This is a genomic window from Nonomuraea sp. NPDC003804 (genome assembly GCF_040610675.1).
Lineage (GTDB): Bacteria > Actinomycetota > Actinomycetes > Streptosporangiales > Streptosporangiaceae > Nonomuraea.
In genome coordinates, this window is the sequence record NZ_JBEXMT010000019.1 from 49,202 (window position 1) to 75,209 (window position 26,008).

Genomic DNA, 26,008 nt, shown 5'->3' on the forward strand with positions numbered 1-26,008 from the left:
GTCAGCCCCAGCAGTTGGCCAGGCCGTAGGCGGTGTCCTTGGCGTCCACCCCGGCGACCGGCTTGTCGGTGATGAGGGTGACCCCCGTGTCGGTGTACCCGCTGGGCTTGTTCCCACTCTTGGCGAAGTCGGTGACGGCCTTGACCCCCATCTCGGCCATCTTCAGCGGGTACTGCTGGGAGGTGGCGCCGATCCAGCCGTTCTGCACGGCCTTGACACCGGTGCAGCCGCCGTCGACGGAGACCACGAGCACGTTCTTGTCGACGCCCTTGGCCTTCAGCGCCGTGTGCGCGCCCAGCGCGGCCGGCTCGTTGATGGTGTAGACGAGGTTGATGTCGGGCGCCTTCTGCAGGCAGTTCTCCATGGCCGTCTGGCCCTTGGCCTGGTCGCCCTGGGTGTCCTGCGAGCACACGATCGACGGGTCGCCCTCGGCGACGCCGAAGCCCTTGAGGAAGCCGTCGTGGCGCAGCTTGCCGACGGTGATGCCGGGAGCCAGGTCCAGGGTGGCGATCTTGGCGGCCTTGCCGGCCATCGCGGCCTTGGCGTACGCGCCGATCAGCTCGCCGGCCTTGAAGTTGTCGGTGGCGAACAGCGCGTCGGTGGCGTCCTGCGGGTCGGTCGGGGTGTCGAGGGCGATGACCAGCACGCCCGCGTCCCTGGCCTTCTTGATGGCGGGCACGATGGCCTTGGTGTCGCTCGGCGTGATGAGGATGCCCTTGGCGCCCGCGGCGACCATGTTCTCGATGGCGGTGATCTGGCTGGCGTTGTCGCCGTCGAACTTGCCCGCGGCGCTCATGAGCTGGGCGCCCTGGGCCTTGGCCGCTGCGGTGGCGCCCACCTTCATCTTGACGAAGAAGGGGTTGGTCTCGGTCTTGGTGATGAGGCCGACCTTGACGGGCTCCGAAGCCGAGCCGGACGTGGTGCCGCCGCCGCATCCGGCGGTGAGAAGGGTAGCGGCCGAGAGGCCTGCGATGAGTCGCTTCATGGCGGGTGTTCCTCACATGAGCTGGGCGGACCCGGTGTCATCGTTGACATATGTCAACGTTGACATCCGCTGTGCTGCGATGATGAACTCCGTTTCGGGAAACGTCAATGCCCCCCGCCCGTAACGAAACGGCAACAGCGGAAAGGCAGGCACATGATCGCCGTCCTGGGTGAGTGCGTCGCCGACGCCTTCGCCGGCAAACGTCCGGGCGAGCTGATGTTGCGGGTGCTGCCCGGTGGCGGGCCCGCCAACACCGCGGTCGCCCTGGCCCGCCTCGGCACGCCGGCCGGCTTCCTCGGCCGGCTGTCGGACGACGTGTTCGGCGAGCTGTTCCGCGAGCGGATGGCCGCCTCCGGCGTGGACCTGTCGGCGTGCGTGCCGGCCCGCGAGCCCAGCACGCTGGCCGTCGCGACCCTGGACGCCCACGGGCAGGCGCGCTACACCTTCCACGCCGAGGGCACCGCCGACTGGCAGTGGAACGCCGCCGAGCTGTCGGCCGACCGGCTGGACGGCGCGTCCTGCCTGCACACCGGCTCGCTGGCGCTGGTCAGGGAACCGGGAGCGAGCGCGGTCGCCGACTTCGCCGCGCGCGCCGCCGCGACGGCGACCGTCTCGATCGACCCCAACGTACGGCCCAGCCTGGCCTCGCGCGAGGACTACCTGAGCCGGATGCCGCGGTGGTGCGAGCTGGCCGACATCCTCAAGCTCAGCGCCGACGACGTGGCGTTCCTGCTGCCCGGCGCCTCGGTGGCCGAGGCGTGCGCGCTCTGGCACGCGTGGGGGGCCCGGTTCGTGGTGGTGACCATGGGCGCCGAGGGGGCGCTGGTGTCGCTGGACGGGGAGACAGCGGCCCCGGCAGCGGGCCCCACAGCAGGTCCGGCAGCGGGCCCGACAGGGGTACGGACAGCAGGTCCGACAGCGGTGCAGACAGCGGTCCCGACAGTGGTCCCGACTGCGGCGCAGACGGCGACGGTGCCGGCGGTGCCCGTCGAGGTGGTGGACACGGTGGGCGCGGGCGACTCGTTCACGGCGGGCCTGCTGCACCGGCTGGAAAGCAGGGGGCTGCTGGGCGGACGGCTGGAGCGGCTCGACCTGGCCGCGGCGGCCGAGGCCGCGGCGTTCGGCGCCAGGGTGGCGGCGCTGACCTGCGCCGTGCCGGGCGCCGACCCGCCGTGGGCCGACCAGCTCGCCCAGCCGGACGCCTGACCCGGAGCCGGGATGGCGGCCCGTCGACGCTGATGGTCGACGGTGACGGCCGGCGGTGGTGGCCGGATGCGGAAGGCGCCCGCCTCCCGGTGGGGAAGCGGGCGCCTCAAAGTGCGAGGGTCAGGCGGCGGCGCTGGACGCGGTGGCGACCGTTGCCTCCTTGGTGACCCCGTTCACCGTGACCGCCACCAGCACCTGCCCGCGCCGCAGCGCGGTCAGCGTCCCGGTCGCGGGGTCGAGCGAGGCGACGTGCCAGGGCCCGGCCTTCGACAGCGGCCCGATGTGCAGGTTCGGCGAGCCGGACCACTCGGCCGACACCGGGTAGGCCACGGGAACCGTCCGGTCGTCCTGGGTCAGCGACGCCTTCACCGTCGCGGGCGATCCCACGGAGACCGACGCGGGCGCGGTCAGCGTCAGCGTGTCCACGTGCGGACGCACCTGGGTGCCGATCCAGCTGGGCGCGTCGACGAACCAGTTGCGCCTGACGTGCTCGGCCTCCTTCGGCGTGACCGGGTCGACGCCCCACAGCGACCACCCGGTGAACCCGCCGTCGTCAGCGGCGGTGGCCGGGTTCTTGCCCGAGTTGCCGTTGATGAAGTATGGCACCGCGTCGACGCGGGCGGCGTTGAACGTCCCGACGTGCGCCCCGATGTAGGCGGCGCCCTTGCCCGTCGTCCGCTGGAAGTCGGCCAGCCATCCTTCGACGAGGGCCGCCTCCTTCCGGTCGCCGAGCTGGCTGCCCTTGCCGGGCGTCGGGTCGCGCGGCGGCACGTGGAACAGCACGACCACCGACCCCACGCTTCCGTCCCCGGCCGCCGCGGTGAGCTGGTCGCGCAGCAGCTCGATCTGCTCGAAGCCGCCGCCGCGCAGGTTGAGCCGCGAGGTGTCGAGGGTGATGAACCTGGTCCCCTTGTGGTCGAAGACCTTGGAGGTGTCGCCGAACACCGCCCGGAAGTTGTCGATCTTGCCGCCCATCACCTCGTGGTTGCCGGGCACGTAGTGGTACGGCAGGCTCCCGCCCAGCTCCTCGTCGAGGATCCGCTTCGCCAGCGCGAAGTCCTCGGGCGAGGCCTCGTCCACCAGGTCGCCGTTGATCAGCAGGAAGTCGGGCTTGGCGGCCTTGAGCTCGCGCAGCGTCCTGCGCGCGTTCTTGACGATGTCGCTGTCGGGCTGCCGGGCCACGAACTGCGCGTCCGACATCACCGCGAACCGCCACGGCATGGCGGTGACCGACGGCTTCACCACCGGGTCGCTCACCCGGGCGGCGGGCGGCGCCTGCACCGAGGGAGGCACCCTGGCCACCAGCCCGTCGATGGTGATCGCGTTGGTGTACGTGGCGTCGGCCCTGGTCTCGGCGACGTAGAAGCGGCGCAGCTTGAGCGGGTAGCTCACCCCGGGCGGCACCGTGAACTCGACGTACTTCCAGCCGCTCCAGGTCAGGTACGGCCCGCGCAGGATCTGCGACTGCCCCTGGGAGTCGTAGAACTCCAGGCTGGGCCACTCGCCCTTGCCGGCGGAGTTGATCCACAGCCCGAACGCCTGCGGCTGGCCGGGGATCACGATCTGCTGGGGCGGCGAGGCGTAGGCGGCGCGGGTGGCGGTCGACTGGGTGAAGTCGTAGGTGAGCTTCAGCCCACCGCCGCTCTGCCCCTGGCCGGCGGCCAGCGAGCCGGTGGCCCTGGCCGCGGCGAACGTCCACGAGCCGGCGTTCTCGAAGTCGGCGACGGCGACGTCCTCGAACCCGACGGTCACCGGCACGGCGGCGCTCACCGCGCCCACGCGCGCGGTGATCAGGCCCGATCCGGTGCCCTTGAGCGCCTTGACGGTGAAGAACCCGTGCGGGGCGGGCTTCACCTCGAGCAGCGAGGTGTCGTAGTCGAGCTTCACGTCGCCCGGCTCGATGGGCGCGGAGTTGCCGTTGCGGTCGTAGCCGACGACGCCGAAGCTGCCCGTGGCGTCGGCCGCCGCCAGACCCACCCGGTCGGTGGTGACACCGAGGCGGGCCAGCGGCTGCAGGACGGTCAGGTCCAGGGTGCCCTTGGCCGCGCCGTGCCTGGCCGTGACCGTGGTCTGCCCGGGAACCCAGGCGTGGAAGACGCCCTCCTTGGAGACGCGGCCGTGCACGGAGGTCGAGGTCTGCCACGAGGGCGCGCCTTCGGCCGGGCCGTACGTCTCGTCGTATCCGGCGGCGGTCAGCCGCCTGGTGAGCCCGGGGAAGACGCGGTCGGGACGGCCGCCGGCGACCGGTCCGACGCCGGGCGCCTTGGCGGGGTCGCTGGCGGTCTCCAGCCAGAAGCCCTTCAGCTCGCCGCTGCCCTGCGGGGCGTAGAGGGCCAGGCCGTTGGGGACGTGCCGCTCGCCGCCGTCGGAGGGGCTGTTCTCCACCTGGACGTCGGCGCTGCCGGGCTCGCGGGCGAGCATGGTGGAGGAGCCGCCGCCGTCGAGTTCGAGCGCGTTGTGGGCGCCCAGCTCGACCAGGAGCGCGGCCATCTCGCGCAGCGTCAGGCCGCGGCTGTCGGCCTGACGGCCGTCCACGGTGAGCAGGTACATCTTCCTGCCGTCGGCGGAGAAGCCGACCGCGGTGCGGGGGTGGCTGTCGGTGTCGGTGAACGGCTGCGCCTTGCCGTCCTTGACCAGGACGTTCCTGCCGCCGAGCGCGGTCTGGACGGCGCCGCCGTCGGAGGGCTTGGGCTGGTACTTCACCTCGACCCGGTCGCCCACCTTGAGCTGGGCCAGCGCGTCGGCGCCCGCCTCGCGGCCGAGCAGGACGGTGGTCCCGGCGGGGATGGGGCCCTGGCCTGCGCCGGTGCGCACCTCGGTGACGGCTCCGTCCACGAGCACCACCTCGGTGACCTTGGCGGAGTCGGAGCGCCGGTAGGAGCCCCACAGCGGGGTGAACAGGCCCACCCCGCCGGTCTGGACGAGCTGGTTGAACTGGGTGAGCGTGATCGGTGCGCCGCCCGCGGGCGTGGCGGTGCCGTCGAAGTGCATCTGCAGGACTCGGCCGACGCCCTCGTTGAGGGCGATCGCGTTGTTCCAGCCCTGGACGGGCGACTGGACGAGCGCGCCGTCCTTCACGCCGACGCCGAGCGCCGCGCCCGAGCGGTTGATGTCGAAGAAGTCGCCGTTGACGGCGGCCACCGCGCGGGCGCGATCGGCGGGCCCCGACAGCGGCTCGGTCTTCGACACCTCGCCCGAGTTGAGATAGCCGGTGGTGACGCCGCCCGACAGGTCGGCCGACAGGGCGTCGGCGCGCAGCCAGCCTGCCGCGTCGAAGCGGTCGAAGGAGGTGAGCGTGACGCCCGGCGCGACGGGCCGGACCTTCTTGGCCGTCTCCAGCGACCGGCTCGCGGGGGCGTTGAGCAGGAGGGTGGAGTCGGAGCTGTAGGACGACGCGGGAGGCGCGTCCTCTGCGGGAGCGGGGGGATCGGCTTGCGCCGGGCTGGCCAGAAGCCCTAAGGCCAGCGCGGCGGACGCCATGAAGCGGAGGGTCTGCACGACGGCACTCAATCGTGCCATGGTGACAAGTTTCAAGACTTAGTCATGAACTAAAAGAAAATTTCAGATCTTGTCTCGTCCCGTCCGGCCCCTGCACGATGGGCGCGTGGACCTCGACGCGTTCTACCGCGATCCCCATCCTGTCTACACCATCGCCAGGCGGACGCCGGGTCTGACGTTCGTCCCCGAGCTCGGGGCGTGGCTCGTCGCCCGCCACGCGGACGTGCGCGAGGCGCTGAGCAGGCCGGACCTCTTCTCCTCCGCGGGAGCGCTGCGGCCCGACCAGGTGCCGGGGCAGGAGGCGCTGGCCGAGCTGGCCAAGGGATTCCTCCAGACGAGGACCGTGCTCAGCACCGACGGCGAGGCCCACCAGCGCTACCGGCGGCCGATCTCGCGCGGGCTGTCCCCCGCGCGGGTCGCGGCGGCCCTGCCGTACGTCACCGGGAGGGTCCACGCGCTGCTGGACGCCTTCCCCGACGGCGGGCCGGTGGAGTGGATGGCGGCCTACGCCAGGCCGCTGCCGGCCGAGGTCTTCGGCCACCTGTTCGGCCTCGACCCGGCCGACGTGCACCCTGCCGTCGAGGCGGGCAGGCAGGCCGAGGCGCTGCTGTTCCGGCCGCTCTCGCCCGCCGGGCAGGCAGGCGCGGCCCGCGCGACCGTCGGGCTCCAGCACCTGCTCCACGGCTACGCGCTGCGCGAGCCCGGCGACGACCTCGTGGGCGAGATGGTCAGGGCGCTGACCCGGGACGACCCGCACGAGCTGGTCTCCAACCTGCAGAACCTGCTGCTGGCGGGGCACCTGACCACCAGCGCCCTGCTCGGCACGCTGGTGCTGAACCTGCTGCGCCACCGCGAGCAGTGGGAGCTGCTGTGCGAGCGGCCGGCCCTCATCCCCGCCGCGATCGAGGAGGGCGCCAGGTTCGAGGCCCCCGTCCAGGGCTTCCGCCGTACGGTCACCAGGCCCTGCACCCTCGCCGGCCACGAGCTGAAGGAGGGCGAGCAGGTCTTCGTCTCCTACGGCTCGGCCGGCCGCGACGAGGCGGTCTTCGACCGCGCCGGCACCTTCGACATCACCCGCGAGCCGCTCAGGCATCTGTCGTTCGGTCACGGCGCGCACGCCTGCCCAGGCGCGCAGCTGGCCCGCGAGCAGGTCCGCCTCACACTGGAGCAGCTCACGGCCAGGTATCCGGGCCTCAGGCTGGCCGACGGCGAGGTCACGATGCTGCCGACCCTCATCCACCGCTCCCCCGAGGCCGTCCATCTCACCTGGTGAGCGCCGACATCCGCCGCTTGCCGTGTGTCTCAACCTCTGGCTTTCGGGCAGACGTGAACGCAGACTGAAAGGGCAGATCAGCGCAGAACGCGTGGAGCAGCCGTGGACACTCTGTACGATCACATGCCGATCCTGTCGCGAGGCAGGCACCGTAACCCGCGCAAGGGCGCCTGCTTCATGGAGCTGGCCTCCTATCTGGCGGGCGAGCGGTGGAGCGACCATCCCGCGTGCACGCACCCCCTGCTCGCGGGCCTGGCCCGCCTGGTCAACGACCACACCACCGACGAGAGCAGGAGCAAGCTGGTCCCGCTCGTCCCCTCGATCATCGGGCTGACCGGTGACGACCTGCGGATCGATGCCAGGCTGGCCCTGCGCGCCGCGACCACCGCCCTGCCCATAGCGGCCGCCGAGCGGCAGCTCGCGCTGGCCGTCTCGGTGCTGGCCGCCGAGGAGATGCTGGCCAGGCTGGACGGCCGTCCCGCGGGGCTGGAGGAGCGCAGCAGGTGGGCCTTCGCCCAGGCGCCGCACGCGGCCGAGTCGGCCAGGCGCTTCAGCCGCGCCGCGAAGATCACCGACAAGGGCTTTCGCAGGTACGCGGCGCCGAACGCGGTGCAGCTCGCCGTCGTGGGCATCGCGCAGGCCTGCGTGCCGGATCCCGACTCGATCCTGCGCGAACTCCTGGCCGGCGCGATCGCCGAGTGCGACGCGATGATCCCGAGGGATCAGCGCCGGCCGGCCAGCGTGACACCGGCCAGCACCGCCACCGCGACCGCCAGCGCCGCGGGCGGACCCACGTGGAAGTGAAGCAGCCCGCCGCACAGCGCGCCGCCGCACATCCCGAGCACTGAGACGAGCCGGCGCCGGGCGGCGGTCCCCGGCGCCTCGCTGGCCAGTCCGGTGATCGTGGTCGTGAGCACCGTGGTCGTCATGTCGGGGACGGCCAGCTTGCGCACGATCGCGTTCTGCATGCCCATGCCACCGGCCAGCAGCGAGATGAGCGCGATCTGGGCGCCGTCGCCCCGGTGGCCGAACAGCAGCGAGACCGCCAGCGCCAGCGTCACGAGCGTCAGGTGGACGGCCGTGACGGGGGCGAAGGCGCTGTCGACGGCCGAGCGGGCGATCAGCCGCCCCGCCGTCCAGGCCCCGGCCATGAACGCCCCGATCGCCAGGAGCGACCACCACAGCGACAGCTGCCGCGCGCCCGCCAGCGCGAAGCCGACGAAGACCACGTTGCCCGTCATGTTGGCGACGAAGACCCTGCTCAGCCCCAGGAAGCTGACGGCGTCGACGAGACCGGTGACGAACGTCAGGGGGATGAGCAGGGCCGGCAGGACGCCGTGCCGGTTAGTGTCGCCGGGCAGCAGCCAGGTGGCGACGCGGCGCAGCACGGGAGCTACGGCCGGGTCGAGGTGGCCGGCCGCAGGCCCGGGAGGATCATCGCCGCCCCTTCCGCCAGTGCTTCACGATGGTCCTGATCGTCAGCAGCAGCACGACGGCGACGACCTGGCCGCCGACCACGATGCGGTTGACGTCGACGGCGGGCCGCCAGGTGACCTCGCCGTTCTTGATGACGTACACGCCCGCGGGGGCGGCGCCGAGGCCGTAGCCGCCGCCCGAGCCCTGGCGCGGCTGCTCGCCCTCCTGCTTGCCGCCGCCGCCCCCGCCGCTCTGGGCCACCTTGGCGACGGGGATGACCGTCACGTCACCGTTGGTGACCGGCTCGCCGAAGACGCGCCGGACGGTGGCGGCGTCTTTCGTCTTCTCCACCAGTTCCATCATGTCCATGAGGTCATCTATATCCATTGACCCGGCGCAGGACCACCATCTCGCTGCGGTAGTCGGGGCCGTTCATGAACCAGGTGGGCAGGGCCAGGCCGTGCGACATGAGCGTCTGGCCGTGCAGGCGCCCGCCCAAGGCGTCCTCGTAGACGGCCGACGGGTCCAGGCCCGCCAGCCGTACCCGGCGGGGCGGCTGCTTCGACAGCGCGAACGGGTGGTAGGCGAGCACCACCACGGTGTCCTCGTGGACGTACTGCACGGCCGAGGCGGTCACGCCGGGGGTGCCGGCGAGGCGGTGCAGGCGGCCGTGCTGGATGACCGGGCGCACCGCCTTGTAGGCCGCGATCAGCTCGCGGGCCTGGTCCAGCTCGGCGGCCGACCACCTGGTCAGGTCGCCGCCGATGCCGAGCACGCCCGCCATGGCCACGTGGAAGCGGTAGGCGAGCGGCACCTCGCGCCTGGTGTGCGGGTTCGGGCTGTCGGTGACCCAGGCCGACATCGTCCCCGCCGGGTAGAGGTAGGAGTAGCCGTCCTGGATGGCCTGGCGGTCGCGGGCGTCGGTGTTGTCGGAGGTCCACATCTCGTCCGTGCGGCGCATGATCCCGAAGTCGACCCGGCCACCACCGCCCGAGCACGACTCGATGCGCAGCCCCGGATGGCGCTCGCGCAGGGTGTCCATGACCTCGTAGACGCCGCGGGTGTGCTCGATCCACAGCAGGTCGGCCCGCTCCCCCGCCTCGCTCCAACCCGCCTGGGTGAAGCTGCGGTTCATGTCCCACTTGAAGTAGTCGAGCCCGTACTCCGACACCAGCCCCGACAGCCAGCCGACCGCCCAGGCCCGCACGTCCGGCCTGCCGTAGTTGAGCACGAGCTGGTTGCGCAGCGTGTCGCGGCGCCGGTCCTGGTAGTGCAGCACCCAGTCGGGGCGCTCGCGGTAGAGGTCGCTGTCGGGGTTGACCATCTCGGGCTCGACCCAGAGGCCGGCCCGCATGCCGAGCTCGCGGACGGTGTCGAACAGCTTGGTCAGGCCCTGCGGGAAGCGGTCGGGGTTCGGCCACCAGTCGCCCAGGCCGCGCTTGTCGTCGGTGCGGGCGCCGAACCAGCCGTCGTCCACCACGAACAGCTCCACGCCCAGGTCGGCGGCCCTGCGGGCGAGCTCGATCTGGCCGTCCTCCCGCACGTCGAACCAGGTGGCCTCCCACGAGTTGTACAGGACGGGCCGCTCCTCGAACGGCGTGGGCAGCACGTGGTGGCGGGCGTAGTCGTGCCAGGCCCTGCTGGCCGCGCCGTACCCGCCGTCGCTGTAGAGGCCCAGCGCCGGCGGCGTCACGAGGCTCTCGCCCGGCTCCAGCACCCACACGGGGCCTTCGTGGCCGAAGCCGGTGGTGACGGCGACGTCGCCCTCGGGACGGCGTTGCGCGGTCAGCCGCCACGAACCGCTCCACGCCAGCGCGACCGTCCACACCTCGCCCCGTTCCTCGGTCGCGTCACCGGCGTCGATCATGATCCAGGGGTTGGCGCGGTGCGAGGTGGTGCCCGTCCTGCTGGTGAACGTGGTCTCGCCGACCGGCAGCTCGGCCCGGTGCAGCTGGGTCTCCCCTGCCCAGGCGCCCGCGACGCCGGTGTAGCGATAGCCCGCCTGCTCGGGGACGACCCAGCTGCCCGAGTCGACCCGGCCGAGCCGTACGGCGTGGGCGCCCTCGTTGGCGAGGCTCACCCAGCGCTCGACGACCTCCCCTGCCACCTTCACGTGCAGGCCCACCCGCAGCCCCAGCGGGTCGCGCAGCACCAGCTCGACCTCGGTGTCCGACAGCACCGCCTCGGCGAACGACAGCTCGACCGAGCGGACCCCGCCGGCGTACGTGGCCTGCAGCGACGGCACCCCCCAGCGGCGGCCGCCCTCGACGGGAAGCAGCTCGTCGATGTCGCGGGGGTCGTGGAAGCCCGAGCCGACCCGCCTCGGCACCTGCCCGACGACCTCGGCCAGCGCCTCTTCCGGCAGCCGCGGCCCCCAGTACCACTGCACGACCCGCGTGTCCTCACCCGCCGCCTCGACGCCGAACACGTACGCGGAGGTCGCCGTGAGAGCCGCCCAGGCGCGGTCACCAACCGAGAGTATATTCACACTAGACACAAACCCCATGAGAGCAGATCGCCTCCTTCGTCGCCAGAGGGGAAGTTTCGTTCACTCCATGAATCTCTCTCCCGCCGCGCGGGCCGTCTTCGTCGAACTGCTCCTGCACGGCCCCCTCTCCAGAGCCGAGACGGCCCGGCGGCTCGACCTGTCGCCCTCGGTGCTGACCAAGCTGACCAGGCCGCTTCTCCAGGCCGGGTACCTGGTGGAGGAGCCGGGGCCCGCCGGTGTCCCCGGCCGCCCGTCCGTGCCGCTGCGGGTCGAGCGCTCGCGCCGCGCGTACGTGGGGATCAAGCTGACCGAGACGGAGCTGTTCGCGGTGCGCACCGACATGGGGGCGGCAGTCACCGCGGAAGTGCGCATGCCGCTCGACGGGCACGACGTGACGCCGGTGGTCGGCCGGATCGCCGACGCGGTGGCGATCCTGTCCGCGGGCGACCCGCCCGCGGCGGTGGGCGTCAGCCTGGCCGGGACGGCGTCGCGGGCGGACGCGGTCGTCCACCGCTCGCCGTTCCTGGGCTGGCACGACGTTCCGCTGGCCGCGCTGGTGAGCGCGGCGACCGGGCTGCCCGCCGTCCTGGAGAACGACGTGCGGGCCCTGACGGCGGCCGTGCACTGGTTCGGCGCGGCCGCAGGGCACCGGACGTTCGCGCTGGTCACCGTGGGCGAGGGGCTCGGCTGCGGGATCGTCGTCGACGACCGCCTGGTGACCGGCACGGCGGGCGTCAGCGGGCAGATCGGGCACCTGGCCATCGACGAGGGCGGGCCGATCTGCGAGCGCGGGCACCGCGGCTGCGCCCGCGCCTACCTCGCCGCGCCGGCCATCAGGCGCTCGGCCAGGGCGGCGCTCGACCGCCCCAGGCTCACCTTCGAGCAGGCGCTCGAGCTGGCCCGCTCCGGCGACCTGGTGGCGCGGCGGATCTTCGACGAGGCGGGGCGGGCACTGGGCCGGATCGTGGCCACGATCGCGAACCTGATCGGGCCCGAGGTGGTGGTGCTGTCCGGGGAGACGGTGCACATGCACGCGGTGTGCGCGCCGGCGTTCGAGGCGGCGCTGGCCGAGCACACGCACTGGACGAGCGACCCGGTGGAGGTGCGGGTGCAGCCGTTCGCGTTCACCGAGTGGGCGCGGGGGGCGGCGGTGATGGCCCTCAGGCACGACCTCGGCGTCCCCTGACGCGCGCGCCCGCGCCGCCCGTCACGGGCCCGTCATGTCCGGACCGTCATCTCGGGGCTCGTCCATCTCTGGGCTCGGCGTCGCGGGGCCTCTCAGGTCAGGGCGCGGCGCCAGGCCACCCAGTCACCGGTGTGGTTGCGGTTGCCGGTGATCGGCCACCAGCCCGGCGGGGCGGCCGGCCAGGTGCGCCTGATGTCCGTCCCCGCCGGCCATGGCATCACGACCAGGCTGACGTCGGCGGGAAGCCACTCGGGGTGGTCCGGGTCGATGGGCACGAGCCTGGCCGGCACCTGGTACGCCTGCGAGACCCAGATCCGCCAGTGCACGCCCGCGTAGTCCATCCCCACCCGATCGCCCGCCCGCAGCCCCGCGGGGGTCAGGTCGGTGGCGAACGCCAGGATGCGTCCCCACGGCGCGGTGACCTTCGACACGGTCACCCCGGCGATCGCCAGTTCCGCCGCCACGCAGACGCCGGCGATGAGGACCAGCGCGGTCGTGCGGCGCACCAGCGTCGTCACCAGGACGGCCACGGTGAGCGCGAGCACGGCGGTCACCGTAGCCTGGCCCAGGCTGAGCGAATCCCAGTTCCAGGTGAGGAAGCAGATCTCCGGGAAGTCGAACATGCCGAAGAAGTCCCGGGACAGTCGATCCCCCGCGTGCAGCCGCACGACCGCCATGGCGAGCAGCGTCAGCACCCCTGTCGCCAGGGCCGCTCGCGCCGCCGCCGCCCGCCGGGCCCTGGCCAGCACCGCCAGCCCGGCGACGAGCAGCACCGGCGTCAGGCAGGCCAGATACCTGCCGTAGGCGAGGTTGGCGACGGTGCCCTCGCTCGGCAGGGCGGCCGAGGTGGCCAGGGCGATGCCGGCGACGGCGGCCAGCGTCGTCCCCGCCACCATCCGATCGGCCGCCGGTCCGCCGGACGACCCCAACGGCATCGCCGGATGACCGGCAGACGGCCCGCCAGGCGACCCCGACGGCCCCCCGAGCGACCCGAACGGCGCTGGATGACCGGCCGACGGCCCGCCAGGCGACCCGATCCGCGCTGGACGGCCACCGGACGGCCCGCCGCGGCGCAGGACGAGCGCGGCCAGCGCGACCAGGCCGGCGCCCGCCAGTCCCCCGGTGGCGACGACCGCGTGCCAGAGCTGGCCGGCCGCGACCGACACCGTCCATGCCAGGCCGTCCAGGGTGCTGAGCCGGGCGGTGAGCCACTGTCCGAGCGGCGCGACCCCGCTCGGGTAGATCTGGCTGCGCACCCAGGCGTTCAACGCCCATCCGGCGCCCGCCACGCCCGCCGTGACGGCGACCGGCAGCCAGCTGCCCCGTCCCACGGTACGGCGGTGCCGTACGGCGACGAAGGCCAGCAGGCACGCGTGCACGAGCAGGAGGACGAGTCCCCGCGCGTGCGTGCTGGAGGCGAAGGCGATCGTCGCGCCGGCCGCCACGCCGTACGGCCTGCCGCCGCCGCTGAGCCAGGCGTGCAGCAGGAGCAGCCAGCCGAGCACGATCACCGGCAGGACGGCGTCGGTGAGCGCGAACTGGGCGTAGTAGACGGCGGACGGCACCAGCGCGGTCACGTGCGCGAGAAGGTAGGCCGTGCCGCGCGGCAGCCCGATCCGGCGAAAGGCCGCGTACGCCAGGAGCACGAGTCCGGCCCCGATCAGCGCGTTGACGACCACCACCAGGCGATAGACGGTGTGGGGGTCGTCGCTGATCCAGTAGGCGGGGGCGATGAGCAGGGCGTACCCGCCCTGGTAGAACGTCCGCCAGGACAGGTCGCTCGGGGCGCCGCCGGACAGCAGCCGCGCGGCCAGGAGATAGCCGGACTCGTCGGGGATGAGCAGGGGCGTGGCGTGCTGGAATCCGAGCGCGGCGCGCAGCACGGCCTGGACCAGCCAGCCGGCCGCGAGCGCCGCCCCCCAGAACCGGCGGGGCGGGGCCGTTCTCCGGGTGCGCGCAAGGGCACGGAGCGGCGGAGTGGTGGCGGTCGTCGGTCCCACGATGGCCCCTGAAACGGCGGGAGTGAATTCCGGTGCGGTAACACCATATCCGCACGCCTTTGCCGTCCCGAGAATGCCGGGCGCCACCAGCGGATATGCGTTTCACATAAACGCGGTAATGACGCGCGGGCGCCGCGTCGGGAAACATTCCCGGACGCGGCGCCCGCCATTTCGTTTCACTGCCGCAGGTTCGGCGGCGTGTTGTTCACGAAGGGCCCGCAGTTGCCCGGCCAGGTGTAGGTGCCGGTGACGATGCAGGCCGCCTGGAAGACCTGCCCGTCGGCGGTGAGGATGGAGATGTGGACGTCGTTGCTCGGCGGCTGCCCCTGGTCCACGATCGTCGCGGCGACCACCGTCTCCCCCACGGGGACGATCGGCGTGAGGTTCTGCCACGTGGGCGTCTTGTTCGAGTCGCGGATGAACAGGCCCCCGGTGGCCGGCACCAGCAGGGTGAAGTAGTTGTTGTTGGACTGCGCACTGTCGATGCTCACGGCCGGACCCTGCGGACCCGTCGGGCCGGTCGCGCCCGTGGCCCCTCTCGGGCCGGTCGCGCCCGTGGCCCCTCTCGGCCCGGTGGGGCCGGTGACACCCCTCGGCCCGGTCGGACCGGTGACACCCCTCGGCCCGGTCGGACCCGTGGCGCCTCTCGGCCCGGTGGCACCGGTCGCGCCCGTGGCGCCTCTCGGCCCGGTGGGGCCCGTCGCGCCGGTGTCCCCGGTCGCGCCGGACGGACCCGTCGGACCGGTCTCCCCGGTCAGGCCCGTGGGGCCGGTAGGACCTGTCTCGCCGCTCTCGCCCCTGGGGCCGGTCAGTCCTCTCGGACCCTGGGGACCTCTCGGCCCGACGGGCCCCCTGGCCCCCGGCGGGCACTTGCAGGAGCCATGGCGGCACTGGCACGGCTTGCAGTTCTTCTCCCACGGGAAGCACGAGCGCGTCACGAGCCCCGCGTTCGCCTGCGAAGCGAGCCCAGTCGACCTCGCGCCGCCGGCCGCGGCACGGCCGATGTCGGCGCTGGCGTTTCCTGATGCCTGAAGGGACGAGGCGAGGACGATCGTCGCGGTGGCGGCCCACGCCAGGGCGCGGCGGTTCCGACCGAGGCCTTTTGTCCATTTAATATTACTAAGGGACATCTGACTTCCAGGTGACTTCGGGGTTCTGACAAACGTGCATCTCGACCGCGCTCGACCTGCGACGGCACGCTCGGAAATACCCTGGAAACAGTGAGAGAATCTGCCGATCACATCATTGAGAAGCAAAGAGATCTCAAATACGGATACCCTCGACCGTGCCGCCATATCGAAATACTTGGCGACCCTGTTCCCTTTTATCCCTTTTCAGGACCCGGCCCGCCCGCGCCGGGAGCGCCCGACGCCGGGGCTTGCGCAAAATATGCAGACCGGTCTACTTTAAGCCTCATGGGACAGAAGGGCGCCGAGACGCGGGCCAGGCTGCTGGACGCGACACAGGAACTGATCGAGAGCGGCGGATACTTCGGCGCCGGGCTCAACCAGGTGATCGCGGCCAGCGGCGCACCGAGGGGATCGCTCTACTTCCACTTCCCCGGCGGCAAGGACCAACTGGTGGGCGAGTCCGTACGGCGGGCGGGCGGGGAGATCGGCCAGGCGATGGACCACCTGGCGGCGACCGCCGCGTCCACCGAGGAGTTCGTCGCGGCGGTGCTGGAGTGGCTCGGCGAGCGGCTGGAGGAGTCGGGGTGGCGCAGGGGCTGCCCGGTGGCCACCGTGGCGCTGGAGATGGCCGCCACCAGCGATCCGTTGCAGGAGGTCTGCTCGGAGGTCTACGCCGGCTGGGAGTCGGCGCTGCGTGGCATGCTGGCCGGCCGCCCGGACGCCGGCGACCTCGCGGTCACCGTCCTGGCCCTGATCGAGGGAGCCCTGCTGCTGGCCAGGGCGCACCGGAGCAGGGAGCCGCTGCGCAGCGTCGGGCGCCGGATCGCCACGCTGCTGCGCTGAACCCCGCCCGAGCACCCGGGTCACGCAACCGGGCCTTCCTACGCCCGCAAAATATGTAGACCGATCTATTTACGGAGGCATCGATGGACGCCATCGTCTTCGGGGCGACCGGCTTCGTCGGCCGCGCCCTCATCGCCGAGCTGCTCACCAGGGGACAGCGGGTGGCGGCGGCCGTCCGCGAGGACACCCTCACCCCCTGGCTGGCCGCCCAGGGGATCGGCACCGCCGGACTGACCGTGGTCGGCGCCGACCTCACCCGGCCACTCGACGGGCTGCCCGAGGTCCGCGACGTCTACAACGCCGCCGCCCGCTTCGCCTTCGGACTCGGCGTCGCCGAGGCCCGAGCCGTCAACGTGACCGGCGCGCTCAACGTGCTGGAGTGGGCCGCAACCCTGCCGGGCCTGCGGCGGCTCGTGCACATCAGCGGCTACCGGGTGAGCGCGTCGGAGGGCCGTCCCGACTACGGCAGGCTGGGCGCCTACGAGGCGTCGAAGTTCGAGGCCGACCTGGCCGTCCGCGGGCGGGCGCGCGAACTGGGCGTTCCGCTGACCATCGCCAACCCCAGCACGGTGATCGGGCCGGGCCAGTACATCGGCCTGGCCGCGCTGGTGGCCGACCTGTGGAACGGCCGGCTGCCCGTGCTTCCCGGCGGGCCTGACGTCTTCCTGCCGGTCGTCACGATCGACTACTTCGCACGCTTCCTGGCGGAGATCCCGGCTCGGGAGGCGGGCGAGGACTACTGGGTGCTCGACGAGGCCACTCCCCTCCTGCCCGAGCTGGTCAGGACGATCGCCGACCACGCCGGCGTCCGGGCGCCGCGCCGTACCGTCCCCGCCGGCCTGGTCCGGCGGCTGCCGCGCAGGCTGACCGGCGCGGACCCGGAGACGCTGTCGTTCCTGTCGGCCGACCGTTACCCGACGGCCAGTGCCCGCGCCTTCGCCGCCGCCGGCGGCCTGGAGATGCCGCCGGTCGCCGACGCCCTCCGCCGGTGGGCGGACGACCTGGTGGCCGCCCGCTTCGGCGCCGCCACGCCGTGGCTGCGGCCGTACGGCTTCCAGGCGGTGGCCGGCAGCCGCACCTGGGTGATGGGCGAGCGGCGCCGTCCGGCCTACGTGCTCCTCCACGGCCTGCCCATGAACGCGGACGTGTGGGCGCCGCTCGCCGCGCACCTGCCGGGCGACGTCCTGGCCGCCGACCTCCCCGGCCTGGGCCGCTCGGGCCCTGTCCCGGCCAGCCCCATCACACCCGCCGACATCCCGTCCGTGGCCGCCCCATCCGTTGGCACCGCAGCTGTGGGCACCGCAGCCGTTGACATGCGTGGGCATGGCCGACGACGGGCGGGAGCGGCGTCGAGGGAGGCGTCAAGGAAGGCATCGACGGAGGCGTGGCTGGCCGAGCTGATGGGCCCGGTCACGACGCGGCCGGTGCTGGTGGCCCACTCCCTGGCGTGCGGTCCCGCGCTCCGCTTCGCCGTCGACCACCCGGAGCGGATCGCCAAGCTCGTGCTCGTCTCCCCCGCCTTCCTGCAGCGGCCCGCCGCACGGCTCACCCGGTCGCGGCCGGCCGCCCTGCTGGCGCGCCGGATGTCGCCCGCGCGCCTGGCCGGCACGCTGGGCCTGCCCGAGGGACCGGCCGTGGCCGGCGCCGCCGCCGACCTGCGCAGGCCCGGCGTGGCCCGCCGAGTGATCGCCGCGCTCCGTACGGCTCACGCCGAACGTGAGACGTCGCGGCGGCTGCTCGCCAGGGTCACCGTCCCGGTGGAGATCGTCGTGGGATCGGCCGACCCCCTGGTGACCGCCGTCGACCACCCGGTGACCGAGATCCCGGGAGCGGGACATCACCCGCAGATGACCCACCCCGCCGAGGTCGCCGCCGCAGCGCGCAGGGAGGGCCGGGCTCGGGTGCGGGCGCGAGGCTAGCGGAGGGAGGAGCGCACGGCCTCCTCGTTACGCCCGATCACCGCCGAGCCGTCGTCGGCGGTGATGATCGGCCGTTGGATCAGGATCGGGTTGTCGGCCAGCGCCCTGATCCAGGATTCGCGATCGTGCGGGTCACGCGGCCAGTCGTTCATGCCGAGTTCGACGGCTCTGGCCTCGCCCGTCCTGGTGATGTCCCACGGTTCGAGGCCGAGCCTGGACAGCACGTCACGGATCTCGTCCGCGGTCGGGGGGTCCTCCAGGTAGCGGCGCACCGTGTAGTCCGCCGCCGCGGCGTCCAGGATGGACAGCGCGGACCGGCACTTGGAGCAGTCGGGGTTGATCCAGATTTCCATGACCTCAACGCTTTCTCATGCGGGGACCTGCCCGGTATAGCAAGCCGGCCGTCGGACGCGCCAATCGTCGGCCCGCCTCCGCACGCGAGACGCCCCGCCGGCTGCACGTCGCCCGCCGTTCGGCAGCCGGACATGTGACATCCCTAAGGTGCCTGCCATGAGACGTATCGCGATGATGATGTGCGCGGGCGCGCTGGCCTTCGGCGCCACCGCTCCCGCCGCCGCTGCCGACCCCGGTGCCGACCCCAGGCCCGGGGGCGACGGCAGGGCGACACTGACGGGTTTCGCCTCGCTGCCGGCGCGGACCTTCGTCCCGGGCAGCCCGCCGTCCGGGGCGCAGTTGGGCACCACCCCGATCAACGGTGTGACGCCGCCCTTCCCCGGGCAGCCGGTGCAGGGTTTCAGCGGCATCGCGCGCCGCGGTGACGGTGTCTTCGACGTCCTGTCGGACAACGGTTTCGGCGCGAAGGCCAACAGTGCCGACTTCCTGCTGCGCGTGCACCAGATCAAGCCTGACTTCGCCGCGAAGACCGTGCGGGTGCTCGGCGGCTTCAACCTGTCGGACCCGCGTGGCCTGGTGCCGTTCCCGCTGACCAGGCCCGACCGGACGCTCACCGGCGCCGACTTCGACGTCGAGTCGATCGTGCGGGCCGCCGACGGGACCTACTGGATCGGTGACGAGTTCGGCCCGTTCCTGCTGCACGTCAACGGGCGGGGCGAGCTCGTCGACGCCCCGATCGAGCTGCCCGGTGTCAAGGCGCCGGAGAATCCGGGCCTCGGCGGGGCCCAGCCCAATCTCGGCAGGAGCAAGGGCTTCGAGGGGCTGGCCAGGTCGGTGGACGGCCGGCGGCTGTATCCCCTGCTCGAAGGCACGGTGAGCGGCGATCCCGCGGGCACGCTGCGGATGTACGAGTTCGACCTGCGCAGGCGCGCCTACACCGACCGCCGGTGGACCTACCGCCTCGACGACCCGTCGCACGCCATCGGCGACGCGATCGCCGTCGACAGGCACCGGTTCCTGATCATCGAGCGGGACAACCTGGAGGGCGACGCGGCCAAGGTCAAGCGCGTCTACCTGGCCGACAGACGGGATCGGGACGGCGACGGCGCACTCGACAAGACGCTGGTCGCCGACCTGCTCGACCTCGCCTCCCCCGCCGGGACGTTCCGGTTCCCGTTCCAGACGATCGAGGATGTGATCATCCTCGACGACCGGACGCTCGGCCTCCTCAACGACAACAACTTCCCGTTCTCGTCCGGTCGCAGGCCGGGCAGCCCCGACGACAACGAGTTCATCACCATCCGCCTGGCCCGCCCGCTCCACGCCGACGACAGGGTCTATCGCTAGTGGCGTGCAGGGCGTTCCTGCCACCTGGATGGTGCCGATCGCGTGAGATCGGCGTTCGGAGGCAGGATGGCCCGACCGGTCAGGGTCCGCGGGCTCACGGATCCAGCAGGGTGACGAGGCGGCACGAGTACGGCGCGCTGTCGGCGGGCGATGATCGTGCCGGCCTCGCCCGGCGGCAACACGGTGCCGGTCATCGCCCGGCTGGTGCGGGCCGATGAGGACACCGTCCGCGATGTGATCCACCGCTTCAACCAGATCGGGCCGGCCCGCCGGGACCCTCGGTGACCGGGAGGCCGGCCCCGTCTGCTCAGTGATGACGAGTCATCCAGACGGCCACCAAACCCGGTTCACCCGCTGGTCCGTCCGCAAGCTCCTGGCATCTCCGCATCGCCTGCCCGCGGCGTGAACCCGCTTGACCTTGACACGGTGACAAGGTCTTCGCTGGGGCCAAGGAGGTGGTCCCGATGGCCATACAGAAACAGGACACGGATACGATTCGAGCTTTCCAGGGACTGGAGGACAGCAGCTCGTCGGTGCGGCTGCGGGCAGCGCTGGCGGTCGGCACGACCCCTGATCCGCGGTTCATCGACAAGCTCATCGAACGATGCGCGATCGAGCCCGAATTCCATGTGCGCGACATGCTGACGTGGGCACTCACTCGCCATTCGGCGTCAATGACGGTCCCGGAGCTTCTCAAGGAAGTCCGCTCGGAGCGTGCGCAGGCACGAAGCCAGGCATTGCACACGCTGTCCAAGATCGGGGATCGGCAGGCGTGGCCGGCGATCACACGGGCGCTTCTGTCCGACGCCGACGATGAGGTGGCGCGGAGCGCCTGGCGGGCGGCGGTCGTGCTGGTGCCTGAAGGGGAAGAGCCCGAGTTGGCCGCGGTGTTGTCGACACAGCTCGGGCGCGGCGGACGCGAGATGCAGCTGAGCCTCAGCCGGGCGCTGATCGCGCTCGGTGAGGTGATCGTGCCAACGTTGCGCACCGCGATGACGGATCTCGACCCACGGGTGCGCGCGCACGCGATCGCCACGGAACGGCTGTTGCGCGACCCGGATGCCGGATTCGAGTTCGCGATCGAGGAGGCCAAGCGCGTCGTAGCGCTCGGCAGCGTCAGCAAGGAGGAGTGATGGGCAGTGTTGATCGGTGACGTGGCACGACGGTCCGGGGTCAGCGCCCGCATGCTCAGGCATTACGACTCACTTGGTCTGGTGCGGCCAACGGGTCGTAGCGGCGCAGGCTATCGGGAGTACTCCAGCGAGGACGTCCGGCGGATCTTCCATATCGAGAGCCTGCGGTCCTTGGGGTTGTCGCTGCGTGAGGTCGGGCGCGCGCTCGACGATCCCGACTTCACGCCCTCAGAGCTCGTCGACGACCTCATCCGCCAGACGCGAGAACGCATCGCAGCTGAGACGGAACTGCTCACGCGACTGCGTCGGATCGACGCCGTAGAACCCGCCGGCTGGGAGGATGTCCTCCAGGTCGTCGCGCTCCTGCAGGCGTTGCGCTCGAAGAGCGCCGGGAAGCGCCAGCGCGCGGCCTTGTCCTCAGTCGAAGAGGTTCCGGTGCCGGTGGAAGCACTGGTCGAGGCAGCGCTGAGCGAAACGGACCCGAACGTCGCCGGAGCCCTCCGATGGGCTCTGGCGCGATCGGGCGATGACGGATTGGCGCTGCTGGCGGAGGGCCTCGGCTCACCAGTGGCCGAGGTACGCAAACGTGCCGTCCAGTCCATCGCCGAGTTTCCGAACGGCGAGGCGACCGCACTGCTGCGGGACGCCCTCACGAACCACGACATCGTGGTCCGCGGGTACGCGGCTCTGGCACTCGGGGCACGTGGAGGAGCCGACGCGGTCCCGACGCTCATCGACATGGTCGTCGAGGGGACGAATGACGTCGATGCGGCCGATGCCCTGAGCGCGCTGGCGGGTCGCCCCGCGTTGGCGGATCAGATCGCTACCAGGCTCGTCGATCGCCTCGCCCACGGCACCGTTGAATCGTCTGCACGTCGACGGCTGACACAGGCGCTCGCGGACATCCCGGGAACCACAGCGTCACGAGCCCTCGCGGATCTGTCACATGACGAAGACCGTGCCGTCGCGCTTACCGCGACATACATTCTCGGGATCCGCGACGCACGATGACGGATCTTTACCGGGGTGCTGTGGGCCTGGACAAGGGGGCCTTCTGCTCCCCGTGGAGCGAGTGATCTCCTCGGGTCCGGCGACACCGCGGTTCGGCGATCCCAGCGTCAGGGATGACTTCAGGCCCCTTCGCCCGGGTCGGTATCACCGCTCATGGACCGTGGGTCACCGCAGTACTCGAGAAGAACCGGGCGGACAGCACCGAACCCGGTAGGCGGGGGTGCCTGGTGATCCCGCGGCGTGAACCCATTTGACCTTGACACGGTGACAGGGTCTTCGCTGGTGCCAAGGAGGTGGTCCCGATGGCCGACCTCGTGTGGTTCGTTCCCCATCTCGATGCGCGAGACGCGCGGCTGGCGGTGCAGGCGTCATGACCATGATCTACAAGTCCGAGGCCGGTGAACGCGAGCTCCTCGACCAGTACCGGCAGGTGCTGGACGCCTGGCCGGTTCCCGCCGAGCACGTACGGGTGCCGACTCGCGAGGGCGAGACCTTCGTCCTCGTCTCCGGCCCGCAGGACGCGCCGCCCCTGGTGCTGCTGCACGGCTCGGGCGCGAACGCGTCGATGTGGCGGGCAGATGTCGCCACCTGGTCTCAGCACTTCCGCACGTACGCCGTCGACCTCGTCGGCGAGCCGGGCCTGAGCGCGCCCTCGCGCCCTGCCCTGGGCTCCGACGCCGTATCACTCTGGCTGGACGACGTACTGGAAGGGCTCGGGATCACCGGCGCCGCGTTCGTCGGGATGTCCCTCGGCGGCTGGACGGCCCTGGACTACGCCATCCGCCGTCCAGAGCGAGTGACCCGCCTGGCCCTGATGTGCCCCGGCGGCGTGGGACGGCAGAAGGTCGGCTGGATCTTCAAGGCTCTCCTGAGCCGCCCGTTCCGACGCGGCGGACTGCGCGAGTCGGCGATGGCTGTCGCAGGACTGGACGGGGAGAAGGACCGGCAGGCGCTCGACGCCGTCGTCCTGACCTTCACGCACTTCAACCCGCGCAGGGAGAAGCTCCCGGTGTTCTCCGACGACGCGTTGCGCGGCCTCACCATGCCCGTACTCGTCATCGTCGGTGGCCGTGACGCCATGTTCGACTCCCACCGGACCGCGCGGCGCGTGCGTGAGTGCGTCTCGCACTCGACCGTGTGCCTGTTCCCCGAGGTCGGTCACGCCGTCTTCGGCCAGGCCGAGCCGATCGCCGAGTTCCTCCGGGCATGAGCGCTATCGGCCCGGCGCGGCCCTCTGGCCGGTCGTCGCCCCCACGCTGTGCCACCCGCCGGGCGCGATGCGCGAGGCGGCCTCGGGCCAGGTCCCCGGCGCGTAGGGTTCGGGCTCGACGTCGGAGGTGAGGAGGTCCTGGACGATCCGCCAGGACTCCTCCACCAGGTCGAAGCGCACGAAGTGCCGGGGGTCGCCGGCGAGCGCGTCCTTCAGGACCTGCTCGTAGGCCGCCTCGGCCGGCCCGAGCGCCGTGGCGAAGTCGACGGAGACCGCCACCTCGTGCGTCCGGTCGAGCACGTCCAGCTCCTTGGCCAGCAGGTCGAAGGTCACGCCGGCGTCCGGGTGCATCCGGAATCTGAGCAGGTTGGGCGCCGGCCGGGCGCTGAAGTAGGCGACAGGCGGCCGGTGCAGCTCGACGACGATCTCCAGCGCGTCGACGGGCAGGCACTTGCCGGTCCGGACGCAGAACGGCACGCCCGCCCAGCGCCAGTTGTCGATGGTGGCGCGCAACGCGACGAACGTCTCGGTGCGCGAGTCCTTCGCGACCCCCGGCGTGTCGCGGTACCCCTCGTACTGCCCGCGCACCACGTCGGACTCCTGGACGGCGCGGACCGAGCGCAGCACCCGCCACTTCTCGTCGAGCACGGCGCGGGCGTCGGCCGACGGCGGGGCGTCCATGGCGGTGTAGGCCAGCAGCTGGAGCAGATGGTTCTGCACGACGTCGCGCAGCGCACCGACCCGGTCGTAGAAGGCGCCCCTGTCCTCCACCCCGAAGGTCTCGGCCAGCGTGATCTGGACGCTGCGCACGTAGGTGCGGTTCCAGATGGGTTCGAGCATGGTGTTGGCGAAGCGGAAGACGATCAGGTCCTCGACGGGTTCCTTGCCGAGGTAGTGGTCGACGCGGAAGAGACGCTCCTCCTCGAAGCAGGTGAGGAGTTCGGCGTTCAGCTGCCTGGCCGACTCCACATCGTGCCCGAAGGGTTTCTCCACCACCAGCCGCGAGCCGGTGTTGAGCCCCACCGCGGCCACGCCCTTGGCCACGGTGGCGAACAGCGACGGCGGCACCGCCAGGTAGTGGGTGAGGTGGCCGAGGCCGTTGACCTGATCGCGCAGCCGCTCGTAGGTGCCGTGGTCGGCGAGGTCACCGGCGACCAGCCGCAGGTCGAGGTGGGGCGACAGGTCCTGCCCGACGGCCTGGCGCGCGAAGGCGCGCAGGCCGTCGAGGCCGAGGTCGGTCTTGGCGACCCCGACGACCGGTTCCTTCAGCTGGCCCGTCTCGGCGAGCCGGTGGAGTGCCGGCAACAGCATCTTCTTCGACAGGTCGCCGGTGATGCCGAACAGGACCAGCGCCATGGGTTCACACCTTCCTGCTCCTGAGCCTCCGGTAAGCGCGCACGAGCGCGGCGGTGGAGGCGTCGGGCGCCTGTTCCGGGGCCTCGGCCGAGGTGAGCGCGGGCGCCAGGTCGAGCGCCATCTTCTTGCCCAGCTCGACACCCCACTGGTCGAAGGAGTCGATGCCCCAGATGGTGCCCTCGACGAAGACGATGTGCTCGTAGAGGGCGACGAGCTGGCCGAGCGTGGCCGGCGTCAGCTTGGGCGCGAGGATGGTGGAGGTGGGCCGGTTGCCCGGCATCACCTTGTGCGGCACGATCTCGGCGGCCGTGCCCTCGGCGGCGATCTCCTCCGCCGTCTTGCCGAAGGCCAGCGCGGAGGTCTGCGCGAGGAGGTTGGCGGTGAGCAGGTCGTGCATGCCGTCGGCGTCCTCGAACGGCTCGGCGAAGCCGAGGAAGTCGGCCGGCACCAGCCGCGTGCCCTGGTGCAGCAGCTGGTAGAAGGCGTGCTGGCCGTTGGTGCCTGGCTCGCCCCAGTAGATCTCGCCGGTCGGTACGGTCACCGCCGTGCCGTCGGCCCGCACCGACTTGCCGTTGGACTCCATGGTCAGCTGCTGCAGGTAGGCGGGGAAGCGGTGCAGGCGCTGGCTGTAGGGCAGGACGGCGTGGGTCTGCGCGTCGAAGAAGTCGGTGTACCAGATGCCGAGCAGGCCCATGATGACCGGCATGTTGGCCTCGAAGGGCGCGGTGCGGAAGTGCTCGTCGATGGTGTGGAAGCCGTCGAGCATCTCCCGGAAGCGCTCGGGCCCGATGGCGATCATCAGCGACAGTCCGATGGCGCCGTCGTAGGAGTAGCGGCCGCCGACCCAGTCCCAGAAGCCGAACATGTTGGCCGTGTCGATGCCGAACTCGGCCACCTTCTCGGCGTTGGTGGAGACGGCGACGAAGTGCTTGGCGACGGCCTCCTCGCCGAGCGCGCCGACCAGCCACTGGCGGGCCACCTTGGCGTTGGTCAGCGTCTCGAGCGTGGTGAAGGTCTTGGAGCTGACGATGACCAGCGTGGTGGCGGGGTCGAGGTCGCGCAGCGCGCCGTGGATGTCGGCGGGGTCGATGTTGGAGACGAACCTGGCCGCGATGCCGGCGTCGGCGTAGTCGCGCAACGCCTCGTAGGCCATGGCGGGCCCGAGGTCGGAGCCGCCGATGCCGATGTTGACCACGGTCCTGATGGCCTGGCCGGTCTGGCCCTTCCACTCGCCCGAGCGCACCCTGGCGCTGAAGTCGCTCATCTTGTCCAGGACGGCGTGCACGTCGCCGACCACGTCCTGCCCGTCGACGACCAGCTTGGCGTCGGCGGGCATGCGCAGCGCCACGTGCAGGACCGCCCGGTCCTCGCTCACGTTGATGTGCTCGCCGGAGAACATGGCCTCGATCCGCTCGCGCAGTCCGGCCCGCTCGGCCAGCGCCAGCAGCAGCTCCATCGTCTCGGCGGTGGCGCGGTGCTTGGAGTAGTCGAGGTACAGGTCACCGGCGGTCATGCTCATCCGCTCGACCCTGCCGGGGTCCTCGGCGAACAGCTCGCGCAGGTGCCTGCCCGCCACGGCCTCGTGGTTGGCCTTCAGCGCCGCCCACTCGCCGCTCCGAGTGATGTCCACGTCTCCTCCTCGCACTCTCAACC

The 26,008-nt window shown here is 71.9% G+C and carries 20 protein-coding genes and 1 pseudogene; 11 read left to right on the forward strand and 10 right to left on the reverse strand.

Going from position 1 to position 26,008, the window contains the following annotated elements:
• Position 1: 1 nt before the first annotated feature.
• Positions 2-985 carry a substrate-binding domain-containing protein gene (locus tag ABZX22_RS25265; protein ID WP_354913280.1) on the reverse strand — a complete coding sequence of 328 codons (984 nt, stop codon included), beginning with the start codon at positions 983-985 and terminating at the stop codon, positions 2-4.
• A 153-nt stretch (positions 986-1,138) separates the two neighbouring features.
• On the opposite strand from ABZX22_RS25265, the gene ABZX22_RS25270 reads away from it, so the two are divergent.
• Positions 1,139-2,191, forward strand: a complete 1,053-nt coding sequence (locus ABZX22_RS25270) for a carbohydrate kinase (RefSeq protein WP_354913282.1) — start codon at positions 1,139-1,141, stop codon at positions 2,189-2,191.
• A 120-nt stretch (positions 2,192-2,311) separates the two neighbouring features.
• Here the strand turns inward: ABZX22_RS25270 and ABZX22_RS25275 are convergent, their stop codons facing one another.
• Positions 2,312-5,710 carry a phosphodiester glycosidase family protein gene (locus ABZX22_RS25275; RefSeq protein WP_354913284.1) on the reverse strand — a complete coding sequence of 1,133 codons (3,399 nt, stop codon included), beginning with the start codon at positions 5,708-5,710 and terminating at the stop codon, positions 2,312-2,314.
• Positions 5,711-5,795: 85 nt separating this feature from the next.
• Between ABZX22_RS25275 and ABZX22_RS25280 the strand changes: the two genes are divergently transcribed.
• Positions 5,796-6,962, forward strand: coding sequence for a cytochrome P450 (locus tag ABZX22_RS25280; protein WP_354913286.1), 1,167 nt, complete (start codon positions 5,796-5,798; stop codon positions 6,960-6,962).
• 102 nt (positions 6,963-7,064) lie between these two features.
• Complete coding sequence (locus ABZX22_RS25285; protein ID WP_354913288.1) at positions 7,065-7,766, forward strand: hypothetical protein; 702 nt, start codon at positions 7,065-7,067, stop codon at positions 7,764-7,766.
• On the opposite strand, the gene ABZX22_RS25290 is transcribed toward ABZX22_RS25285, so the two are convergent.
• From ABZX22_RS25290 to ABZX22_RS25300, 3 genes are read right to left on the reverse strand one after another with little or no spacing between them, the layout of a single operon-like run.
• A complete protein-coding gene (locus ABZX22_RS25290) occupies positions 7,685-8,350 on the reverse strand; it encodes a YoaK family protein (RefSeq protein ID WP_354913290.1) in 666 nt (221 codons plus the stop codon). The genes ABZX22_RS25285 and ABZX22_RS25290 overlap by 82 nt on opposite strands.
• Positions 8,351-8,396: 46 nt before the next feature.
• Complete coding sequence (locus ABZX22_RS25295; protein WP_354913292.1) at positions 8,397-8,747, reverse strand: spore germination protein GerW family protein; 351 nt, start codon at positions 8,745-8,747, stop codon at positions 8,397-8,399.
• A 4-nt stretch (positions 8,748-8,751) separates the two neighbouring features.
• On the reverse strand, positions 8,752-10,866 hold the full coding sequence (locus ABZX22_RS25300) for an alpha-galactosidase (protein WP_354913294.1): 2,115 nt from the start codon (positions 10,864-10,866) through the stop codon (positions 8,752-8,754).
• 67 nt (positions 10,867-10,933) lie between these two features.
• Between ABZX22_RS25300 and ABZX22_RS25305 the strand changes: the two genes are divergently transcribed.
• Positions 10,934-12,052 (forward strand): ROK family transcriptional regulator, encoded by a 1,119-nt coding sequence (locus ABZX22_RS25305; RefSeq protein WP_354913296.1) that lies wholly within the window; start codon positions 10,934-10,936, stop codon positions 12,050-12,052.
• 92 nt (positions 12,053-12,144) lie between these two features.
• Here ABZX22_RS25305 and ABZX22_RS25310 read toward each other — a convergent pair whose 3' ends face one another.
• Together ABZX22_RS25310 and ABZX22_RS25315 are read right to left on the reverse strand one after the other, a co-directional pair.
• Positions 12,145-14,052 carry a hypothetical protein gene (locus ABZX22_RS25310; protein WP_354913298.1) on the reverse strand — a complete coding sequence of 636 codons (1,908 nt, stop codon included), beginning with the start codon at positions 14,050-14,052 and terminating at the stop codon, positions 12,145-12,147.
• Between the two features lie 176 nt (positions 14,053-14,228).
• On the reverse strand, positions 14,229-14,543 hold the full coding sequence (locus tag ABZX22_RS25315) for a hypothetical protein (protein ID WP_354913300.1): 315 nt from the start codon (positions 14,541-14,543) through the stop codon (positions 14,229-14,231).
• A 924-nt stretch (positions 14,544-15,467) separates the two neighbouring features.
• On the opposite strand from ABZX22_RS25315, the gene ABZX22_RS25320 reads away from it, so the two are divergent.
• Together ABZX22_RS25320 and ABZX22_RS25325 are read left to right on the forward strand one after the other, a co-directional pair.
• Positions 15,468-16,025, forward strand: a complete 558-nt coding sequence (locus tag ABZX22_RS25320) for a TetR/AcrR family transcriptional regulator (protein ID WP_354913302.1) — start codon at positions 15,468-15,470, stop codon at positions 16,023-16,025.
• A gap of 83 nt (positions 16,026-16,108) precedes the next feature.
• Positions 16,109-17,944 carry an alpha/beta fold hydrolase gene (locus ABZX22_RS25325; protein WP_354913304.1) on the forward strand — a complete coding sequence of 612 codons (1,836 nt, stop codon included), beginning with the start codon at positions 16,109-16,111 and terminating at the stop codon, positions 17,942-17,944.
• Here the strand turns inward: ABZX22_RS25325 and ABZX22_RS25330 are convergent.
• A complete protein-coding gene (locus ABZX22_RS25330; protein WP_354913306.1) occupies positions 17,941-18,297 on the reverse strand; it encodes an arsenate reductase family protein in 357 nt (118 codons plus the stop codon). The two genes, ABZX22_RS25325 and ABZX22_RS25330, sit on opposite strands and share 4 nt — an antisense overlap.
• Positions 18,298-18,454: 157 nt before the next feature.
• Here ABZX22_RS25330 and ABZX22_RS25335 point away from each other — a divergent pair, with 157 nt between their 5' ends.
• The 5 genes and pseudogenes from ABZX22_RS25335 to ABZX22_RS25355 all read left to right on the forward strand — a co-directional run bounded on the left by ABZX22_RS25335 (position 18,455) and on the right by ABZX22_RS25355 (position 22,999).
• Positions 18,455-19,645, forward strand: a complete 1,191-nt coding sequence (locus tag ABZX22_RS25335; protein ID WP_354913308.1) for an esterase-like activity of phytase family protein — start codon at positions 18,455-18,457, stop codon at positions 19,643-19,645.
• A gap of 66 nt (positions 19,646-19,711) precedes the next feature.
• Positions 19,712-19,927 (forward strand): annotated as a pseudogene (locus tag ABZX22_RS25340) (helix-turn-helix domain-containing protein); the annotation flags it as partial.
• Positions 19,928-20,109: 182 nt separating this feature from the next.
• Positions 20,110-20,778 (forward strand): HEAT repeat domain-containing protein, encoded by a 669-nt coding sequence (locus tag ABZX22_RS25345; protein WP_354913310.1) that lies wholly within the window; start codon positions 20,110-20,112, stop codon positions 20,776-20,778.
• Positions 20,779-20,784: 6 nt separating this feature from the next.
• Positions 20,785-21,789: a HEAT repeat domain-containing protein gene (locus tag ABZX22_RS25350; RefSeq protein WP_354913312.1), complete on the forward strand. Its 1,005-nt coding sequence runs from the start codon at positions 20,785-20,787 to the stop codon at positions 21,787-21,789.
• Positions 21,790-22,159: 370 nt separating this feature from the next.
• Complete coding sequence (locus ABZX22_RS25355) at positions 22,160-22,999, forward strand: alpha/beta fold hydrolase (RefSeq protein WP_354913314.1); 840 nt, start codon at positions 22,160-22,162, stop codon at positions 22,997-22,999.
• Between the two features lie 3 nt (positions 23,000-23,002).
• Here the strand turns inward: ABZX22_RS25355 and zwf are convergent, their stop codons facing one another.
• Complete coding sequence (gene zwf, locus ABZX22_RS25360) at positions 23,003-24,355, reverse strand: glucose-6-phosphate dehydrogenase (protein ID WP_354913316.1); 1,353 nt, start codon at positions 24,353-24,355, stop codon at positions 23,003-23,005.
• A 4-nt stretch (positions 24,356-24,359) separates the two neighbouring features.
• On the reverse strand, positions 24,360-25,979 hold the full coding sequence (gene pgi, locus ABZX22_RS25365; RefSeq protein WP_354913495.1) for a glucose-6-phosphate isomerase: 1,620 nt from the start codon (positions 25,977-25,979) through the stop codon (positions 24,360-24,362).
• Between the last annotated feature and the right edge of the window lie 29 nt (positions 25,980-26,008).

Excerpts from the sequence above, each read along its gene's own strand:
- ABZX22_RS25265 (WP_354913280.1), bottom strand. The coding sequence starts at position 985 with ATGAAGCGACTCATCGCAGGCCTCTCGGCCGCTACCCTTCTCACCGCC.
- ABZX22_RS25270 (WP_354913282.1), top strand. The coding sequence starts at position 1,139 with ATGATCGCCGTCCTGGGTGAGTGCGTCGCCGACGCCTTCGCCGGCAAA.
- ABZX22_RS25275 (WP_354913284.1), bottom strand. The coding sequence starts at position 5,710 with ATGGCACGATTGAGTGCCGTCGTGCAGACCCTCCGCTTCATGGCGTCC.
- ABZX22_RS25295 (WP_354913292.1), bottom strand. The coding sequence starts at position 8,747 with ATGGACATGATGGAACTGGTGGAGAAGACGAAAGACGCCGCCACCGTC.
- ABZX22_RS25305 (WP_354913296.1), top strand. The coding sequence starts at position 10,934 with ATGAATCTCTCTCCCGCCGCGCGGGCCGTCTTCGTCGAACTGCTCCTG.
- ABZX22_RS25320 (WP_354913302.1), top strand. The coding sequence starts at position 15,468 with ATGGGACAGAAGGGCGCCGAGACGCGGGCCAGGCTGCTGGACGCGACA.
- ABZX22_RS25325 (WP_354913304.1), top strand. The coding sequence starts at position 16,109 with ATGGACGCCATCGTCTTCGGGGCGACCGGCTTCGTCGGCCGCGCCCTC.
- ABZX22_RS25330 (WP_354913306.1), bottom strand. The coding sequence starts at position 18,297 with ATGGAAATCTGGATCAACCCCGACTGCTCCAAGTGCCGGTCCGCGCTG.
- ABZX22_RS25335 (WP_354913308.1), top strand. The coding sequence starts at position 18,455 with ATGAGACGTATCGCGATGATGATGTGCGCGGGCGCGCTGGCCTTCGGC.
- ABZX22_RS25345 (WP_354913310.1), top strand. The coding sequence starts at position 20,110 with ATGGCCATACAGAAACAGGACACGGATACGATTCGAGCTTTCCAGGGA.
- ABZX22_RS25355 (WP_354913314.1), top strand. The coding sequence starts at position 22,160 with ATGACCATGATCTACAAGTCCGAGGCCGGTGAACGCGAGCTCCTCGAC.
- zwf (WP_354913316.1), bottom strand. The coding sequence starts at position 24,355 with ATGGCGCTGGTCCTGTTCGGCATCACCGGCGACCTGTCGAAGAAGATG.